Annotated in this window: 1 pseudogene; it reads right to left on the bottom strand. The window is 69.6% G+C overall.

The annotated features are described in order from the left end of the window. Positions 1 to 2,626 (bottom strand): annotated as a pseudogene (locus tag LCH29_RS43895) (type I polyketide synthase); the annotation flags it as partial.

The following is a 2,626-nucleotide window of genomic DNA, read 5'->3' as shown; positions in this document are numbered from 1 at the left end:
ACCGCATGCAACGCCGAATCCAGCAACGCCGGATGCACACCAAACGCACCCGCCTCCGACCGCGCATCCTCCGGCAACTCCAGCTCCGCGAAGACCTCATCACCCAGCCGCCAGGCAGACGTCAACCCCTGGAACACCGGCCCATACGCCAACCCAAGGCCCGCCATGCCCTCATACAGACCATCCAGCCCAACCGACGTCGCCCCCGCCGGAGGCCACACACCCAGGTCGGACGGCGCAGCCGGGGCGACCTCTGCCAGAGCACCCGAGGCGTGCCGCACCCACGGCTCATCCTCAAGCCGCGAGTAGACCTCGACCGAACGACGCCCAGCACCATCAGCGGCGCCCACCGACACCTGAAGCTGAACGCCACCCACTTCGGGAAGCACCAACGGCGCCTCCAACGTCAGCTCCTCCACCAGATCGCACCCGACCTGGTCACCAGCGTGAACCGCCAGCTCGACAAAGGCCGTGCCCGGCAGCAGCACCGACCCCATCACCGCGTGATCGAGCAGCCACGGATGCGTCTGCACCGACAACCGCCCCGTCAGCAGCAGCCCATCACCACCCGCGAGCGGCACAGCAGCCCCCACCAGCGGATGATCCACGGCGGCCAGTCCGAGCCCGGCCGTGCCCGCGACGCCGTACGCCGAGGCCTGGGGCCAGTACCGGCGGCGCTGGAAGGCGTACGTGGGCAGCTCGACGCGCGCAGCGCCCGTACCGGCGAAAACGGCATCCCAGTCGACAGCCACACCACGGACATGCGCCCGCGCGACAGCCGACACCAGCACCTCGACCTCGGCCCGGTCCTTGCGACAGACAGACGCAAACGCCGCGTCGTCCCCGGTCACACACTCCTGCGCCATGGCAGTGAGCACACCGTCCGGGCCCAGCTCGACGTACGTCGTCACGCCCTGCGCTTCGAGGGTGCGCACACCATCGAGGAAGCGCACGGCCTCGCGAACATGCCGCACCCAGAAGTCGGCAGTCGTGATCTCCTCAGCGGAGACGACATCACCGGTCAGATTGGAGACGATCGGGATACGCGGAGCCTCGTACGACAGACCCTCCGCGACCTCGCGGAACGCCTCCAGCATCCCGTCCATACGCGGCGAATGGAACGCATGGCTGACCGTGAGCCGCTTCGTCTTACGCCCCTGCGCCTCAAACGACGCCGCAACCTCAACCACAGCCTCGTCGTCACCCGCGATGACCACCGACGTCGGACCGTTGACGGCGGCAATACTCACCCGCACACCGAGCAGCGGCAACACCTCATCTTCCGACGCCTGCACCGCGACCATCGCGCCACCGGCCGGAAGCTCCTGCATCAGACGGCCACGCGCCACGACCAACTTCGCAGCATCCGCAAGCGACAGCACGCCCGCCACATGCGCAGCGGCCAGCTCACCGATGGAGTGCCCGGACAGGAAATCCGCACGCAGACCCCACGCCTCCACCAGCCGGAACAGCGCCACCTCGACCGCGAACAGCGCAGGCTGAGTAAACGCCGTCTGGTCCAGCAGCGCAGCATCGTCCCCGAACAGCACCGTCTTCAGCGGCCGGTCAAGATGCGCATCCAGCACATCGCACACCGCATCCCACCGGGTACGCCTCGTACAGCTCGCGCCCCATGCCGAGCCGCTGGCTGCCCTGGCCGGTGAACAGGAACGCCACCTTGCCGTCGCTCACCGAGCCCTCAACGAGCCCCGCAGCCGACTCACCCCGCGCCAGCGCCTCCAGCCCCGCAACCAGCCCAGCGCGCTCCTCGCCGACCACCACCGCACGGTGGTCCAACGCGGCCCGCGTGACCGCGAGCGAGTAGCCGAGGTCGGCCAGCGGCAGCTCGGGCCGCTCCTCCAGGTGGGCGAGCAGCCGTACGGCCTGCGCACGCAGCGCGTCGGCCGACTTGCCGGACAGGGCAAACGGCGTGACACCAGGCGTCACCGCCACGTCACGCGGCGCCTCATCCTGATCACCAACCGGCGCCTGCTCAATGATCGTGTGGGCGTTCGTCCCGCTGAAGCCGAACGACGACCGCGCCTCACCGAGCAGCGACACCGCACCCGCGGACCAGTCGATGTGCGGCGACGGCTCATCCACATGCAGCGTCCGCGGCAGCATCCCGTGCCGCATCGCCATGACCATCTTGATGATGCCCGCGACACCCGCCGCGGCCTGCGTGTGGCCCATGTTCGACTTGATGGACCCCAGCCACAGCGGCCCATCGGCCTCCCGCTCCTGGCCGTACGTGGCCAGCAGCGCCTGCGCCTCGATCGGGTCACCCAACGACGTACCCGTGCCGTGCGCCTCGACAGCGTCCACCTCGGCGGCGGACAGCCCGGCGTTGGCGAGGGCCTGGCGGATGACGCGCTGCTGCGACGGGCCGTTCGGCGCCGTCAGACCGTTCGACGCACCGTCCTGGTTGATCGCGCTGCCGCGCACCACCGCAAGCACCGGGTGGCCATGGCGACGCGCATCCGACAGCCGTTCCACCAGCAGCATGCCCGCACCTTCGGACCACCCCGTGCCATCGGCATCCGCCGAGAACGCCTTGCACCGGCCATCCGCCGCAAGCCCACGCTGACGGGAGAACTCCACAAACGGCGCCGGAGTCGCCATCACC

The organism is Streptomyces sp. BRA346, from assembly GCF_052851135.1.
The sequence above is the reverse complement of the archived record's forward strand: the minus strand, read 5'-3'. Positions and strand labels throughout refer to the sequence as shown.